Source organism: uncultured Anaerobiospirillum sp., assembly GCF_902485895.1.
Lineage (GTDB): Bacteria > Pseudomonadota > Gammaproteobacteria > Enterobacterales > Succinivibrionaceae > Anaerobiospirillum > Anaerobiospirillum succiniciproducens.
The window spans coordinates 1-15,236 of record NZ_CABTML010000050.1 but is presented as its reverse complement, the minus strand read 5'-3'; the positions used below and the strand labels follow the sequence as shown (position 1 = coordinate 15,236).

General features: G+C 42.6%; 9 protein-coding genes and 1 pseudogene. 2 read left to right on the top strand and 8 right to left on the bottom strand.

Features of this window, described 5'->3' with window-relative positions; all coding sequences use genetic code 11:
- On the top strand, positions 1–810 hold an 810-nt coding region (locus RDO37_RS03990), incomplete at its 5' end, for a hypothetical protein (RefSeq protein ID WP_308498192.1).
- A gap of 177 nt (positions 811–987) precedes the next feature.
- Here the strand turns inward: RDO37_RS03990 and RDO37_RS03985 are convergent.
- From RDO37_RS03985 to purT, 7 genes are all read right to left on the bottom strand, one after another.
- Complete coding sequence (locus RDO37_RS03985; RefSeq protein ID WP_308498191.1) at positions 988–1,644, bottom strand: hypothetical protein; 657 nt, start codon at positions 1,642–1,644, stop codon at positions 988–990.
- Positions 1,645–2,180: 536 nt separating this feature from the next.
- On the bottom strand, positions 2,181–2,378 hold the full coding sequence (locus RDO37_RS03980; protein ID WP_027939190.1) for a DUF4250 domain-containing protein: 198 nt from the start codon (positions 2,376–2,378) through the stop codon (positions 2,181–2,183).
- A 359-nt stretch (positions 2,379–2,737) separates the two neighbouring features.
- Positions 2,738–4,213 (bottom strand): glycoside hydrolase family 32 protein, encoded by a 1,476-nt coding sequence (locus tag RDO37_RS03975; protein ID WP_308498190.1) that lies wholly within the window; start codon positions 4,211–4,213, stop codon positions 2,738–2,740.
- A 434-nt stretch (positions 4,214–4,647) separates the two neighbouring features.
- Positions 4,648–5,916, bottom strand: a complete 1,269-nt coding sequence (locus RDO37_RS03970) for an oligosaccharide MFS transporter (RefSeq protein WP_308498189.1) — start codon at positions 5,914–5,916, stop codon at positions 4,648–4,650.
- A 1,092-nt stretch (positions 5,917–7,008) separates the two neighbouring features.
- Positions 7,009–7,863, bottom strand: a complete 855-nt coding sequence (locus RDO37_RS03965) for an ABC transporter substrate-binding protein (RefSeq protein ID WP_308498188.1) — start codon at positions 7,861–7,863, stop codon at positions 7,009–7,011.
- A gap of 896 nt (positions 7,864–8,759) precedes the next feature.
- A complete protein-coding gene (locus RDO37_RS03960; protein WP_308498187.1) occupies positions 8,760–9,599 on the bottom strand; it encodes a transporter substrate-binding domain-containing protein in 840 nt (279 codons plus the stop codon).
- 1,002 nt (positions 9,600–10,601) lie between these two features.
- Positions 10,602–11,810, bottom strand: a complete 1,209-nt coding sequence (gene purT, locus RDO37_RS03955) for a formate-dependent phosphoribosylglycinamide formyltransferase (protein ID WP_308498186.1) — start codon at positions 11,808–11,810, stop codon at positions 10,602–10,604.
- 1,300 nt (positions 11,811–13,110) lie between these two features.
- On the opposite strand from purT, the gene RDO37_RS03950 reads away from it, so the two are divergent.
- The gene (locus tag RDO37_RS03950; RefSeq protein WP_308498185.1) at positions 13,111–14,391 is read left to right on the top strand and encodes a 4-phosphoerythronate dehydrogenase; all 1,281 of its coding nucleotides are present in this window, start codon (positions 13,111–13,113) and stop codon (positions 14,389–14,391) included.
- Positions 14,392–14,846: 455 nt separating this feature from the next.
- Here the strand turns inward: RDO37_RS03950 and RDO37_RS03945 are convergent.
- Positions 14,847–15,236 (bottom strand): annotated as a pseudogene (locus RDO37_RS03945) (ABC transporter substrate-binding protein); the annotation flags it as partial.

The following is a 15,236-nucleotide window of genomic DNA, read 5'->3' as shown; positions in this document are numbered from 1 at the left end:
CTTTTCCCAGTATTTAGCTTGGCAATAGATAAGTCGGAAACAAATCAAGCTAACAAACACCTTCTATCTATTGATGTAAACAGCCTAATTGTCAAACATGACGATATTAAGGCCCTCTCATTAGATAATGCTATAGCCATTTTGTTCCAAGGTGGCTACTTAAGCATTAAGGAGATTATAGACAACGATGCATACTTGGGTTTAGCCAATCATGAGGTTGCAAACACTTTAGCAACTCTTTTAATGCAAGAGCTCAAAAAAGACAATTCAGTTCTGTCTGGAATCAACCATAAGCTATTTAGCTTGCTTAGTAATAAGAAAGAAGTATTTGAACGCCTGCATCAAGGCGGTAAGGGTATTGCTGATCTATTTTGCAACATCTTTAATTGTTTTGATCAAAAGATCTTCAAAGAACCTAATTACGAGGAAGTTCTCTCCTCGATCATAGGCTTTTCAATGATGTGCACAGGATTTTATGCACAGCGTGAAGTCGCATCCCTATTTGGCTATGCAGATTTTGTGATTTATAAGAAAGTAAATGGTTTAAAGGTACCTGACGTAATCATTGAGTTTAAGCTAGCACGCTGTCGCCAGAATATCATCAAGAAACTTAATGAGGGCTCTAAGCAAATGGTCGACCGCAAGTATGGCTTTAGCTTGCTTAACTCCGATCCGCACCGCTATTGCATAGTCCTTAGCAATGCTCTTAAGCAAGTTGCAGCTGTCTCTAGGATTAACCGTGACGGCACTTATGCTGTTGAGTATCAACACCCTGATATCAATGCCAAGGGCATTGCTAAACCAAAATAATGTTAAGTGGCCGTTGCTATTCAATGGCTATTTTTGGTGAATGGAAACAAAAATGCCGCAGCATGACGAAATTTTGGTTTCATGCTGCGGCATTTTCATTATGGCCGCAAGGATAAATAAAGTTCATCCTTGAGGCGCAAGAATACTTTACCAAGGCCCTAATCGTCGAGGCTCTTGTTAGCGAATCAAATATTCAGGGAGATTGTGAGGTGGCTTTTGTGGATGAATCAGTTTGCCATGTTCATCTGCTAATGGAATATATGACGGAAGTTGACGTCTAAGCGTTTGCATAAGCTGTGCTTTGGTGTTGTTTTGATAAAGCTGTGGGGCTTGCTTAACCGTAGGCATGGTCTCAATAATGCGGTCACAAGGCGCAATTGGAAGATTCAGCTTGTCAGCGGTGCGCATCATTTCCTTAATTTCTTTCTTATTTGGAGCAATTAAGAGGGTGTTAAGGCGGATAGCTTTCAGCCAATCAAGCATTGTGGCATCAGTGTTGATTTTCAAAAACGCGTTAGCATCTTTCTTATATTCAGGAGCTTCGCGTAAGAAAGCGCTAACACTTTTAGCATTGAGCACAGCTGGATTTACTGGTACTTTGGCCTCTTTGCAGTGAATTGGGTAAGCTTCGTGCAATCTTTCTAGCAGAAGCTCGCGACAAGCACTTGTATATTCGCTTTTGTGCGCTGATGAATCCTCACAGAAGAACTCAAATGCATGCGCTGCAGCGTTGGCTCTAAGAGCAGGGCCATAGATTTCAAATTGATGCTTGTCTTTGTAAAAACCGAACAGACCAAATAAGTCCATGAATAAAAAGACAACCATGTCGGACATCAAGGATGTTCTAAACATAGTTGGTATGGTCAGTGTGTGTCTAATTATCGCTTGGTTGCTGTACTTGTCTAATGATTGTTTCTCAATCAAATACTTTTGCCCTTCTTGCACATATCTCAGGAAAGGTTTGCCTGGTAGCAACTTAGCTTCTTCAACTATCTTTAGATAGTTTTTTGGTAGATCGTAGGTATTGGCCATGAATGTTCCTTTTACAAAGAAAAGCTTATCTTAGAATCCTAACACATAATCAAAGCCGCATGGCATTGAGCTAGGCTTTAAAAAAGTAACAAAAAACCCCATACCACTAAGGTACAGGGCTTGTAAGTTGCTAATGCGCTATCTGATAGCTAATGCCAACATAAGGCACTCTCGTGTGCTACGCAAGGCTTAGCTAGAGGTGCTATCTGCTGTGCTACTGTGCGCTAAGGCAAAAGCAGAGCGCATGAAAAGCTAAAGCTCAATCAAAGCCAAAGCCAAAGCTCATGCAAAGGCAAATGCAATGCTTTGACATGGGCAGGGCTATCAGCAACAGGCTATTAGCCTACAAATTGGTTTTGGTCGGCGTTGTACTTGTAGCCAACAGATGCAAGGCGTGCGCAAAGCTTTTCTTCACTGATCTCGTGGGTTTTGCACAGATCATCTAAAGAAGAGCAGTCGTTACGCAGCTTTAAGTTAACTGCTGAGAGCAGAATATAAGGATCCATTGTCTCGAAGCGCTCGAGGATATTTGCCATAGTAAAACTCCTTCATCTGAAAGCTATAGTGCCATGAGCAATGGCTCATAGCGCTGTGTCAATTATGGCACAAAGCATCCTATTGAGCGCATCAAATGCGTTATTCTTTTAGTAATGCTGCAACTGCTTGGCTAGCTCTGTTAATTGCTCTTAACGGTGCGTAAGTCAGAAAAACAAGGGCAAGTAATTGCATAGATATCTAGCTGGTGTATAAGTACCATAGGCTAGGGAGTGATAGCAGATACTAAAATGCCCCGAGCTATGCCACTTAAGTGGTGGGCATCTCTCAGGGCATGTAGCTATATGGTTGGATGGTATTTTGTCTATTGACTCAACTTTCTTACTTGAGTTTCAATGCGTTACGCTTTCTTGAAAAGTGGTGCATTGAACATAGGGCGCTCTAAATCATAGACGGTAAGGTCTTTGAAAGTTGCTGCACCATTAGTTGCATAAGCAAAGATGGAGTGATCTTGACCAAAGAAGTTAGTGGTCATTGCATCGTGACCGTCATCGATAAAGACCTCGATAGAGGAGTTATCGATGAAGATCTGCAGCTTGTGCTCCTTATCAAAACTGATAGGAATAGAACGGTAAGAGGTTGCATTTAAGTCAGAACGGAATAGGGTTAAATTCTTAGTCTGACGATCTACAAATAAGCGAATTGAGTGGCCAATAGCGATGCCATACTGCTCTGCGTTATTCTCAGATGGGTTGAAGCTAAAGGTAATCTCGGTAGCGCTATTGGTGCTTAAGGCTCTTACAGAAGAGTTTAATGTGCACTCTTGTTTAGAGAACTCGTACTTAGCTAAACGTAAGCTAGCAGCCTCACGAATAGGCTTTTGGTAGATATGACCATCCTTAATGGATAACTCTCGAGGTAAGGTTAAAGCACCTACCCAGTGATCTTGGTAGTTTAAGAATGGGAGTTTCCACATGTTGAGCCATGCAATGAGGATGCGACGACCATCTGGAGTGGCGGTTGACTGGGTGGCATAGAAGTCGTTGCCACGGTCTACCTCATATAATTTGGTATCTGGAGTGAAGTTTTTACCATCAAAGGTACCAGACTGCCATGAGTTAACAGCAGGGTTTTGACGGTTGTAGCCATCTGGTAACTGACCCATAGGGGAGGTGGCTAAAACCCACTTGTCTTCAGATAACTTGAAGAAGTCAGGGCACTCATACATGAATGCATTGTCTTCGATGGTCTTGATGATGGAGACAAAGTCCCACTTCATTAAGTCCTTTGAAGTGTAGTGAAGGATTTCGCCCTCATCATTCTTGTTGCTCTTACCAAACACAACATGGAAGAGACCATCTTCATCCTTCCAAACCTTTGGATCTCTAAAGTGAATGATGCCCTCTTCAGGCTCAATTACTGCACCGAGCTTCTTGAAGTGAATACCGTCCTCACTGACTGCAATGGCCTGAACCTCACGGTAAACTTGGTCGTTGTTTGGATCAAAAACGTGATGACCAGTGTACATAAGGTAGAGCTTGCCGTCGTGCTCAATTGCAGATCCTGAGAAGCAGCCGTCCTTGTCGTAATCTTCTGATGGAGCAAGGGCGACCTCTTGGTGCTCCCAGTGAATTAAATCAGTTGAGGTTGCGTGACCCCAATGCATTGGGCCCCACTTAGCATCGTAAGGGTAGAATTGATAGAAGATATGATACTTGCCTAAAGCATAGCAAAAGCCATTTGGGTCGTTGATCCATCCATAAGGAGCAGCTAAATGGAAGTGAGGGTAGGAACGCTTATTTACTTCATGTGCATGTTCAAGGATAAATTGATTAGCCTTGGCAAGTGCCTCTTGATGTTTGGTTTGATCTAACATGACGATTCCTTATCTGGCTTTGAGTGCGCAGATACTACTTATAGTTAAAGCTCAATGAACGAGTGCTGAGAGTAGTTTTAACCTGCTTGAGCAAGTATGACTCTGAGCATTTTGGATAAGTTTTAGCTACAGTCGTAGCGCAATAAGTAAAACTTTTTAGCTAAGTAAACTTAACTACTTACAGCTTTAAGACCGCTTAAATTCCGCAAGATGGTTTTGCAATTTAGGATTGCTACCCGAGATATTGTGAATTTGGGTAGCTATGACGTAGTAGTTTTAAATAGCTTGTTTGATTGTTACTATTCTTTAAGTTAGCTGCGTCAAGGTCTTAGCCGTGCAGAACTTTTTAGCAAGGACTCGTATATGCTTATTTGATGAGCCTGTAATTGTTTTGCTTGGCAGCAACAAGGCAACGAGTCCTGTATAGCTACTTCTTAGATATTGCTCTCTGAGGTGCCCTCAAGAGTCTTATTGGTCAGCAAGAAGACTGACAGCACTGTGCTTACAAGTACTAAAGCTGACATAAGTAAGTAGGTGTCTCCAAAACCAATAGTATCGTAGAAATAACCACATACTGGAGCTAGGGCAGCTGAAATGATCTGGCAGACCATAACGTTTGCAACTAGGTATACTGTTGCTGACATAGCTGGGTTAAAGCGAGTAGTGATGTACTTAAATAAAGAAACAATTACTAAAGGAACTTCAGGTGCGTGCAGAAGCTTAACTGCTGAGATTGCTAGTGGAGTGTCAACTAGACCTGAACCACCAATACGTACGAACATAATGGCACCAGCTAAGAGTAAGCCGTTTTTAGCGCCAATCTTGTTAACGATGAATGGAGCTGCAAAAGTGAAAGCTGCCTCTAAGAAAACCTGAGTGGAGTTTAAGAAGCCGTACATACGAGCGCCTTCAGCAGCATCTTCAAATTTTGATACGAAGAATACTTGGAACTGCTGATCGTAAACGTTATAGATAGATGCGCCGATCATGTAGATGATCAAAGCCCAAAAACTACCATGCTTAGCAATACGGCCTAACTCTTTAAATGAAGCCTTTTGCTGATCATTGGTCTCATAGTTTTCAAGCATCTTCTTGGAGTAGGAGTTTGCGGTGTTTAAGAACACCAGTAAAGCTAAGAAGATGACACCAGCTATTGAAGAAATAATGAAGTTATAGTGTGGGTCGATGTTAATTAAGATGCCTGTGATGGCAACAGCTGTGGCCCATCCTAAGGCACCAAAAGTCTTAGCGTGACCAAATTCAAAGCCTGCAACACGACCAAAACGCTCAGTATAGGTCTCTAAAGCGCCAATGCCAGCGTTAAAAGCAAAACCCATGTACAGACCAATTGCAATACCGCCGAAAATTACATTAATGGTTAAAAGCGGCTCAACAATATAGATGTAGTAAGGTCCAGCTAAGCAAAGTAAAACACCTACAAAGACAAGTAGATGGCGGCGTAAGATGAGCTTGTCCTGTAACATGCCATAGACAGGTGATAGGCATAAAGCAGTTACAGAGAATACAGCATAAGCAAAGCCGATTTCAGAACCAGAGAGTTTGAAAAACTCCTTAAGCCATACAGCAAGTAATGAGTAACAGCCTGCCCATGAGATAAAGAAGAAATACAGCATTAGGGATAAGATGTAGAACTCTTTTCCCATAGAGCGCATAAGTGCTAAGAATGAACGCTTATCAGCCATCTGAAAAGTCCCCATAAACCAGCTACAAGATCATGGCATTAAAAGCTTTGCAATAAAGCATTTTGCTCTGACAAACACTAAGTTAAGATTTTGTATTCCCTTTAAACTCATTAAGATGAGTAGGGTGTAAGTGAATGCAGGCTTTGCCATGTTGTTAGTGTGTTGGTAAGAGCAAGCTCTAATTGAGTTGCCTTACTTATTTCACATGTATGCTACTTTCAGAGCACACTGCACAATACACAAACTATCAGCACTTGTAAGTTTTGCATATTTTGCAAGTGCTGCAATAGGTGAATATCATGCAAAAACTTTTCAATTTTTGCAAAAGTATTTCATAAAATCTAACTCTACATCACACTTTTACAAAACATTATTCCAACTGTTAAAAACCAAAATGGCTAGCTATATAAGGTGAATTTGGGACATAAAACCCTTATATAGCCACATTTTTAGCGGGTAGGTAACGCTAAGTTTAAGTTAAAAATATTGCCAACTGGTTGATATTGGATTTAATGCAAATTTTGCATAGATTTGCAAATAGCAACAATTTCTCTCAAATTTAGATTAGTAAAAACAGACTAAAACTCAGGGACGTGGCTGTTAAAAAACTCATGTATACCGTGATTGCAAATATTGCATGCAAAAATTTGCTAAGGTCAATAACACTACAGATGCATGCCAACTGCGATTAAAGGATCTAGCAATACGTATGGATGAAGTGGGCTAAAGGCGCTAACAAGTCAAGGAAGGCGACGAGTAAAACAGGGCTAAGTAATGTCTACTCATGGCTAGAGAGGAAAGAGTAATGGCTCATAGCGCTGTGTCAATTATGGCACATCACCAACGGCTTAAGTGATGCATTTTTCTTTTAGATTGCTGCTATCTACGAGATTGCTACGCACCAAAACAATTACACATGGCATGAACATTAACAATCAGCATGGCGCAGCTTGTTTAGGCAAAAACAAAACAGCCCGAAGACTAACAGCAAAGCTACTAGAACATTCGGGCTGCAATGATCTTTTGATTACTCTAGCTAAGATGAGCTAGGGGCCTAAGGTAAGTTGTTAGGCTTTATCTTCAAGACGTGTATTATTCGATATCTACTGAGTCATTGTGTGGGTTGAATATGGACATATCACCTGCATTCCACTTCTCTAAGATGCGCTGCATGGTACCATCATGAATAATATCAGTGAGAGTCTGGCTAATAATGTCAGTATAGGGTGAGTCCTTGGTTAACACCATGGCATACTGCGAGTCTTCACGACCAACAGGTCCTTCTGGAGTTACAGCAAACTCTTCAAACTTCATGTCATTAACAAAGCCGGCAAGTGGTGGACGGTCAAAGAAGATGCCGTCAAGATCACCAGAGTAGACCTGGAAGTAAGCCATGATAGTGTTTCTATAGGCAACTGGAGTTCCGCCCATTCTTTGTACATAGCTTGCAGAAGTAGAGCCCTCAGAAATACCAATACGCATACCCTTCATGTCTTCGACGTCCTTAACATTTGGATGACGCTTTGGGTTGTAGAGTAGGCCCATGCATGAGGCATAGTAGACAGGGGTAAAGTCATAGATCTTTTGGCGCTCAGCAGTCTTAGAAATACCACCGATGAAAATGTCAGCTTTTCCTGCGCGAATACGTCTGAATGCATCTTCACGCTCTTGAGCGTAAATACGATCCTCTTTTAGCTTAAAGCCTAAGCGTCTTTGCAATTCATAAATGACGTCAATATCAATGCCATGTGGATGGAGAATGCTGTCTTTCAAAAAAGCTTGAGGTGCGCCAAGCGGGCTAACTAAAACAGTAAGGGTTACGTTCTCAAGTTCGCCAGCAGCTTGTGCTGGTGCTGAGGCAAAAAGGGCGCTTGATGCCAGTAAAAGAGCAACCAAGCCGTGCTTAAGGTGCATACTTTGGGATTTGAAAAAGTGTCCAATCTTCATGGTAAAAGCCCAATTTATCTCCCGTCATAAGCATCAAGAGGCGGGTGATATATTCTTAAATTACTAGCCTTGCGTAACGAGAGACTTATTTGCACGAGTTTTGCGGCTTGAAGATCGCAACTAATCACAATAAGTTGCCCCACAAATCAACAAGTGCAATGCCGTGCCTACTAAAGTTAAAGCTGCAACGATAGTGCGTTTGCTAGCGTCTATCGTCAACTTAGAGGAAAGTACAAAGACTATGTAGCGCTCAGCTCACTCCCATCTTAGAGGAATGTACTAAGACTATGTTGCGCGCAGCTGACTCCTATGTTTGTCCGCTTAATCTATCACAATAGCATTTGATAATTACCATCATTTTAAATGCGATACATATCTAGCTTTGCAAAAGTTGCTGCACAAGACTTGCGTAAATTTGTAAATTGACTTATGAGTGGTATAAATATGAGCTTTTATGCTGTGAGGATTGTAACTCAAATTGTCTTAGCTGGGGTTCAATCTAGATACTGAACTTTACAGTTTTTCACTTGTTTGGTGCATTTGAGGCAATAGAACAGGATCAGAGCAATTTAAGCAAGAAACGTCTTTTGCAAAGCCATCTGATTACAGTCGTAAATTTGATAAATATCTAGTCTAAGCCTGTAAGTGACAGGCAATTGTTTAAAAGCGGTAATGCTTGCTATGGTATTGAGTGCAGTGGTGCTGGTGGGGACTATTTGACGCAGTACTGCTTTTTGGGAGTCTTTAACTCGGTAGTGCTTGGGGGTTAGTTAAGGTGCGTTTGGCAAGAGAGAAACAAAACAGCCTGTATGTATTGTAATCAATACTATACAGGCTGCTAGTTGGCGCAGTAGATGTGCGCACATATGAGATAAAACGTAAGCTTGTGTTGTGGCTTAGTAGTTTTCTGAGTTTAAGATGGACATCTCAGGTGTTTCCCACTTTAAGAGGATCTTGTCCATAGTGCCATCATAGATCATCTCAGAAATGGTCTTGCTGATGATCTCAGTATATTTAGAGTCCTTTGGCAGCATGATGGCGTACTGAGAGTCAGCACGACCAATACGACCTTCTGGAGTTACAGCAAATTCAGCAAAATGCATGTCGTTAGCAAAACCAGCAAGTGGTGGACGGTCAAAGAACACGCCATCAAGATCGCCACTATAGACCTGGAAGAAAGCCATAATTGGGTTAGAAAAAGGCACGGGATTGCCGCCCATTCTTTGTACATATGCAGCGGAGGTTGAGCCTTCGGAGACACCAATCTTCATGCCCTTCATATCGCCTACGTCTTTAACGTCTGGATGACGCTTTGGGTTGTATAAAAGACCTAAGCATGAGGCATAGTAAGCAGGGGAAAAGTCAAAGATCTTCTGACGTTCTGCAGTCTTTGAAATACCGCCAGCAAAGATATCAATACGGCCAGCTTTGACACGTCTAAAGCCATCGATACGCTCTAAAGCGAAGATACGATCTTCTTTGAGCTTAAAGCCCAGACGCTTTTGTAACTCATAGATTACGTCCACGTCGATGCCATAGGGATGGGTCATGCTATCTTTCAAGAAAGCCTGAGGTGAGCCAATTGGATAGATTACTGCAGTAAGAGTTACGTTGGATAACTCGCCTGCAGCTTGAGCTGAAGAGGATGCAAACAGAGCAGTTGATGCGAGCATAAGAGCGATCAAAGAGTTCTTAATACGCAATCCTTTGCTTGTGAAAAAATTACTGATCTTCATAAGAATTTCGCACTGTCAAATGAAGCATCTCGTTATACGCATAATGCTACAAGCAATCATCAGGTGCGATGACACTTACCTATTTGCAATACGAGAGGCTTGGTCGTAAGAATACAAACATCATTGGGCGTAAATTCATGATTAGAAGCGGCCCAAACTCAAAATGAGCAGTTAAATGCAAGTACACTGACGTAAGTTGAGGCTCAAGATAAGTCTTAGCTCAACGTCAACCTAAGTAATAAAGGAAGTGCCGTGATCTATGGATGGTCATAGCGCTCCTATGTTTGTAGCTACAACTCTAACATAGGCATATTCAGAAAAGACAGTCTAAATTCCAAATTATGAAGTTGAACTTGATATTACTTGCCAAAACTATAATTTATATACTCTATATCCATGTATAGATACCGCAAAATTTTAGACATAACCCCAGCATTTGCGATACATATGCGCTTCTAGCAGGAGGCTTGGGCTCTTGGCTTACCTGTATTGAAAGACCATTTTGGTGCAAGCAAAGCATATATATTTGTAAAACATAACCGCATGAGAGCCATGCAAATTGTACTCTTAACTTTGTATTCCTTGCTATTTATTAACTAACTAAGCGCTAGGTTTCGTTTGCTGCAAGATAAATGAGGTAGCTTAATTAGCAGCGCAATAAGAGAAGTGATAATGAGGTTAGACGTCTTATGAGGATAAACTTCTAACAGATAATGAAACTGTATGGCTATGTAAGCTGCTCTGATCTCTTGTGCTTAAGTATTGTGGTGTTAATGGTGCGGTGCTTAAGCTTGATGTGCTGTTGGCGGGAGGTGGTTGTTATGCAAAGGGCAATCGTGCAACAGTTGCTTAGATTGAGCGGTTGATGTCTACCGCCATGAAAGGGATCGGCAAAAAGGGTAATGAAAAAGCCCAAAGACTTTTAGTGCATGGCACTGTGGGTCTTTGGGCTTATTTATCTTTGCCTAGCAGATTTTGCTAGGCTTTTAGCTTGGAATTAGATTATTCCTTGGAGATGGTGATCTTGATTTGATCACGCATTGCCTTAACCTTGGCAAGAGCATCTTGTGTATCGGTAGAACGAGCTAACATAACGCCAAGACGACGCTCGCCGTTAACCTCTGGCTTGCCGAAGATACGAGCAGCAGCATGAGCACCACCTGCACGTAAGGCCTCCTCAAGGCCTTCATAGTGAATAGCAGTGCCTTCGCCTTCAGCTAATACAGCTGCAGATGCTGATGGAGCAAGGAAGGTGATCTCGCCAACTGGCAGACCTAGTAAAGCACGTACGTGCAGAGCAAACTCGCTTTGATCCTGAGATACCATAGTAACCATGCCAGTATCGTGTGGACGAGGAGAGAGCTCAGAGAATAATACTGGGTGAACAGCACCTGGGCAGATAAAGAGCTCAACGCCGAAGATACCGTGACCGCCTAAAGCGTGAACTACGCTGCGAGCAATACGTTCAGCCTCGAGCTGGATGTCCTCTGGAAGAGAATCACCCTGCCAAGACTCGTGGTAGTCACCATTTACCTGGTGGTGGAAAATTGGCTTGCAGAAGTGGACACCATCGATAGCGCTAACGGTAAGTAAGGTGATTTCCTTTTCAAACTTAACGAAGCCCTCAACGATAACCTCAGCCTCGCCACCACGACCTTCGGTGCAGGCCTTGTTCCAGCATGGCTCGATGTCAGCTTCGCACTTAATGGTGCTCTGACCCTTACCTGAGGAGGACATTACTGGTTTGATGATGCAAGGGTAGCCAACACGGTTGATGTTGCTCTTAACTTCATCTAAGGACTTAGCAAAGAAGTATGGAGAGGTAGGTAAGTTTAACTTCTCAGCGGCTAAAGCACGGATCTGCTTGCGGTTCATGGTGGTGAAAGCAGCCTTTGCGCTAGGAACTACGTGCAAGCCTTCGTTTTGCTCCATCTCCATGAGAAGCTCAGTGGCAATAGCCTCAATCTCAGGGATAACGTAGTCAGGCTTAACACGCTCAATGGCCTCACGCAGAGCCTGTGGATCTTTCATGTTCAGCACGATCTTTTCGTGAGCAACCTGCATGGCAGGGGCGTTGTCGTAGCGGTCACAAGCCACAACATGAACGCCGAGGCGCATCAACTCAATCGCAACTTCTTTACCGAGCTCGCCAGAACCTAATAACATGGCGGTGGTGGAATGTTGGGTGGCTGTATCAAGCTTAAAAGACATTACTCTATCCTTGGATTGGAACCGATGGGTAATTTGGGATAAGTGCAAGCTATGAAGGCAACAAGTCTTAACTTCTATGCTTGCTTGTTGACTCAATGATGTCACTAAAGATGTGTGAAAATTGAGTGTGTGTATTATACAGCACCGATTTAAATGCGCTCTTAGAATAGTCGCTCATTTTTGTCGATAAGAAGTACCAAGCTATTTTTTAGCTCACTAAGTTTCACGAAAGCAGATAGTTTGGGCATCTACAGTCATCAGCTACAGGACAAGTGGTAAGGCATGATTGCTTTTTGTACTGATAGTCTGTGGCCCGTCACGGTGCGTGGCCGTTTAATGGCGTGCTTTTGGAGTAAAATCAATTCTTGCGTGTGTGAAAAACCGCCACTTTAGCCATGCATAATATGTTTTGGCACCCAAATTGGGCCAATGACAGCACTTAAAAACCATGGCCATTGAGTTTGCTTAAGCTTGCTAAAAGGTTAGCTTCAGCTACTAGCAAACGTAGCCTATGAGCAAGCTTAAGTCATGATCTTTGGCAAAATAAGGTCTTCAATTGCTGAGCTCCTTAGTGCTATAGCATTAGTTTGACTAAGCTTAATGATGAAGCTTAGTTTTTCTTGCGTTAGTTAGCTGAGCTTACTTGTGTCATAAGCAAGATATAGATATGCCGCCATGTTCACATTTTGTCTTGAAATTTAGTGAGCTAGGGCAGCAATTTTTAGTTTATCTAGACTTATTTCATGAGTTAGCTCGCGCAATTGACCTTACATACTTGTCATCTAGACACAATAAGTGTGACAATGAGGCCATTATGATAAGTTGCCAAAGGCGCACCCTTTGGATCAAATAAAGGTAGGGGGTTAAAACCCTATACGAATTAGATTAAGCAGCGGCTAAGAGAACGAACGCTTCAGCTCGCTGTTAAAACAAGGCATTTGTAATGCTTTGTTTATAATGCATGCTTTAACCAATCAAACAACACAATTTGGGCTCTTAAAAAAGAGTCAGTTCTTAATGTTGTAACCATCGGATGCAACTGAAGAGCTATTTATATAAAAAACAATCAAACAAGCTAAGGGGTTGAGGGTATAAGTTGCTCTAAACTTGAGGCAGTGCAAACTTAAGATTAGGCTTATACTAATAGGCCTATTTCTGAACGAGCAGAGCTAGGTCTAATCCAAGGACGGAAGCTTTAGTTCATCTTTGTACAAAACTTAGCAACTTGAATACGGCCACCATGTCCAAATAGGACGCATAGCTATGAATAGCTATTGAATGGTGCAATGAGGAAGTGGTCATGTTGAAAATACTGGCTGATCAGGCAATTCCAAATGCAAAGCAGATCTTTTCTGCTTTTGGCGATGTAACTCTTAAATACGGTCGCGATATTGTCGCTGACGATCTTAAAGGAGTTGATGCACTGATCGTACGTTCCGTAACTAAAGTAGATGATGACCTGCTACGTCATGCAGACTCTTTGAAGTTTGTCGGAACTGCTACCTCTGGTATTGACCATATCGATAGAAAGGCTTTAGAGAGTCGTCAAATCGAATTTGCCGCAGCGCATGGCTGTAATGCTCGCTCTGTTGCTGACTATATTCTGTCAGTATTGATGGTACTTGCCCAAAGATACAACTTAGACTTCTCTAAAATGTCACTTGGCATTGTGGGCCTTGGCCACGTCGGTACTCGCGTATATCGTCGTGCTCAAGCTTTAGGCATGAAGATCGTCTGTTCTGATCCACTTAGAGCTAGTCAGTTCAGATCTATTCTTGAGTCTATGCAAGGCAAGGGCGATCCACGTTACGGTGGTGTCGATGAGAAAGTTGCCTCACTGCGCATTCTCTCTGAGGGCGATGACTTCTTATGCGATATCGACCTTGCTGATCCCGAGCTGTACGATCATCCACTTGAAGAAGCACTTGCTTGTGACATCGTCACCTTACATGTGCCATTAACTCACAAGAGCATCGAAAATCCTTTCCCAACCCACCATATGATTGGTGCTGAGCAGCTTGCAACCTTGCATGAGGGCCAAATCCTCATTAATACTGCTCGCGGTGGTGTTATTGATAACAAGGCTTTATACGATCTCTTATCTCAAAAGCCAGGCTTTATTCACGCATGGTTAGACGTGTTTGAAAACGAGCCTAATATCTTAGTTCCAGAGCTGATTCCTTTATTAGAAGGCTGTACTGCACACATTGCAGGCTATGCTTTTGAGGCTAAGAATCGTGGTACTGAGATGGTCGCTCAGGCTATGATTGAGCGCTTAGGACTGCATACTGACTTTGAAATCCCAAGTGCTCCTGCTGATATTGCCTCAATTGAGCTGAACAAGAACGCTCCGGTTACTAACTCACTGTTAAGTCGCTTAGTATTCAGCGTTTATGATGTCCGCCGAGACGACAGCTTATTTAGAACTCAGTGCTATAACGGTGAGACTTTTGACTTCCTGCGTAAGCACTATGAAGAGCGTCATGAGCTTAAGAAGGTAGTCATTAAGTGCGCAAGCCCAGAGCAGGTACGTAAGCTTTATCACTTAGGCTTCCAAATCCGTACTGCAACTGCCTCCTAAGCAAAATTTTCACACCTTTCCTGTCCTTAGCTTCAGTCTAAGGACAGCTTCCCCCGCCTAATACTCCGTACCGACTGTCCATCACTGCCTCATCAACCAAGCAAAGTTCAGCATTTGAATCTCTCGTAGCCAATATCTTTGCCGCATCTAACAAGCCATCTTCAGCCACAAACTAGCCATAATAGCCACGCCATCCTCAGAAATATCCACATCTTGTAGTCCTTGATCTGACGTTGCCAATTGTACATGTCGTTGCAACTTAGCAACTTAAGCCTTAATACCATTTCAAACTGAGCTCTTTAAGAGCTAAGTTTCGCAGCAGCTCGCTAGGCGGGCTTACATAAAAAAAGCCCCGCATGATTAAGATCGTGCGGGGCTTATTATGTGGCCTATGGTATGTAGCTCCTTAGGCGAAAATGTACTGCAGTGTAGATGCAGCTAGTTTTCGACTGCAACTACTCATTGCTTACGGTCTTTTTAATATCGCTAAAGCGAGTCATGTGAAGAAGCAGGAAGTTGCCAGATACGTTCTTTGAGTGAGCAATCATTTCCTTAGAATGTGAGATTGGCAGGATGCCATAGTCTTCAAATAAGATCTTCTGGGCTTGTTGATAGAGCTTGTTGCGAGCTTCACCGTTAGGAGTTGTAATTGCCTTGGCAATTAACTCATTGAATTTCTCGTTCTTGTATAAGCCATGGTTTGTCACAGGATCATCGGTGCTAAAGTGGCTAATGAAGTCATCAGCGTCACCATTGACACCGCCCCAACCGAGAAATCCGATATCCCAATTGTCGGTTAAGAGCTTAGCGCGGTAAGTAGCCCAGTCGTATACCACGATATCGAG